General features: G+C 42.4%; 2 protein-coding genes. Both read right to left on the bottom strand.

Features of this window, described 5'->3' with window-relative positions; all coding sequences use genetic code 11:
- Positions 1-77: 77 nt before the first annotated feature.
- Entirely contained in the window at positions 78-848 is a 771-nt protein-coding gene (gene istB, locus ACYVD3_RS09235) for an IS21-like element helper ATPase IstB (RefSeq protein WP_460642223.1), read from the bottom strand.
- A partial coding sequence (istA, locus tag ACYVD3_RS09230; protein ID WP_460642222.1) for an IS21 family transposase occupies positions 845-2,011 on the bottom strand: 1,167 nt, incomplete at its 5' end. The genes istA and istB, both read right to left, overlap by 4 nt.

Raw genomic sequence — 2,011 nt, 5'->3', positions numbered from 1 at the left:
ACGCAGTTTTGTGAATGCTTCATCTGCTTCTTGGAGTGAGAATTCGGCAATCTGTAATTCTAATTCGAGATCTGTCATTATGAATCAGCCTCCTTTCCGTCATCAGATACTACAGCGGCGTGCTCAGCACGATAAGGATTATCTGAATTCATATTTAATACATGTGACCGGAATGTCAGCCTGTCAATCAGAGCTGTTACCATGGTCTGGTTTTCGAACATGGATGTCCATTCTGAAAACCGAAGGTTCGTGGAAACAATAACACTTTTTCTTTCGGCTCTGTCAGCAACCACTTTGAATAGCAGCTCTGACTGATGTCTGTTAAAGGTAAGATAGCTCAGCTCATCAATAATGAGCAGGTCTGCCTTTAAGATTTGTTTCTCCAGTCGGACAAGCTTATGATTATCCTGCGCTTCAATTAATTCATTTGACAGATTTGCTGCGGTATAGAATTTTACATTCATTCCCTGCATACAGGCCTTGACACCAAGTGCTATAGAAAGATGGGTCTTGCCGGTTCCTGGATTTCCTATCATTACGATATTTTGTCTCTTGCTGATGAAATCACAGGCAGCAAGTTCGTTTATAAATGCGTTGTCCATGTGCTCGAACCTGTTATAATCGAGTTCTTCCATGGTTTTGATATATGGAAAACCAGCACTTTTAATTTTTCTCCTGCGGGTGCTTTCCTGTCTGGAATCCAGTTCCAGTTTCATAAGTACAATCAGGAAATCTTCATAACCTTGCTTCTGATCCAGTTGCCTTACAACATCCTGATACTGATTGAACATAGGTGTACGTAACTGTTTCGAATATAGCTCAATGGTCTGTGACTGTAAATTTTTCATCGTGCAGCCACCCCACATTTCTCATCGTACTTTGTAAGATCCGTAGATGTAACAGGTATTTCGTGCTTAAAATACAGCACATTTGATTCTGGTGTCTCATGCAGCTGGCTTCGGATCATATCTACAGTTGGTACAAGGTTCTGAGGAAGCTTTTGTCTGATGGAGAGGATTCTTTCTTCGCCATAATCAACGCACAGGCGCAGCAGCTTGACCATTTCGGCATTCCCACCCGGAAGCATACGTCCCCAGTCAAGTAGTTCCTTGGTGACATTTGCTTTTACGGGTTTTGCCTGGAATACACTTCTGGGTTTGCGCTCCAAAAGGTCAATGTAGTGTTCCAGACGATACGCTGTCTTTCCTGATCCGTATATACGGTCATAGGTTGCAATAATCTCATTGTCGTAAAAGAAACATACTTTAGTAGCGTATCCTTTGGCTACAATGATCTTGCGCAGATACCTGACAGGAACAGAGTAATTATTCTTGTCAAAGCGAACGGTTGAGTAATCTCCAACACCAGGCGTTGCTGTACGGCTGGTATCAAATCGATAGGAAGGAATTGCACTAAGTGAATACCATTCCTCGTTATAGGATTCTCTGACAGTGAGTGAATGTGACTCAACTTTATGATTGTTTCTGTAATTCAGACAATCCGCCATCAGTTTTTTATTTAGTTCCTCAAGACTGGCTACTCTCGGAACAGGCACCATGAAATTCCTTCTTGCATAGCCGACAAGATTTTCTACAAGACCTTTTTCATTCCCACATGCGATGTTGCAGAAATCAGTCTTGAATGCATAGTGAGCAGCGAAAGATCTGTATCCATCCGTTGCTTTCGCATGAAGTCCAAAGCCTTCTTTAACAGCTACTTTTGCATTATCGAAGATCAAACGTTTTGGAATGCCTCTAAAGTGGTCAAACATTAACTGCTGGGCTTCTAAAAATGATTCGAGGTTTTGGGAATGAAATACCTGTACAAAAATATCGCAGCTGTAACAGAGGCGACCACAGAAGAACTGAACCTTACATTTCTTTCCATCGATGTAAACAGTTGCTTCTCCCCAGTCAATCTGGACGGCATCTCCCGGTTCGTACTCCAGGGGCATGTCTGCCTGTGGTGGAACCGTAGCCTTGATGCGCAACACTTTTACAGTATTACGTAT

The sequence above is a fragment of the Lacrimispora brassicae genome (assembly GCF_054772055.1).
The sequence above is the reverse complement of the archived record's forward strand: the minus strand, read 5'-3'. Positions and strand labels throughout refer to the sequence as shown.

Bases quoted from the DNA above. Each gene is read 5' to 3' on its own strand.
- istB (WP_460642223.1), bottom strand. From the start codon at position 848: ATGAAAAATTTACAGTCACAGACCATTGAGCTATATTCGAAACAGTTA.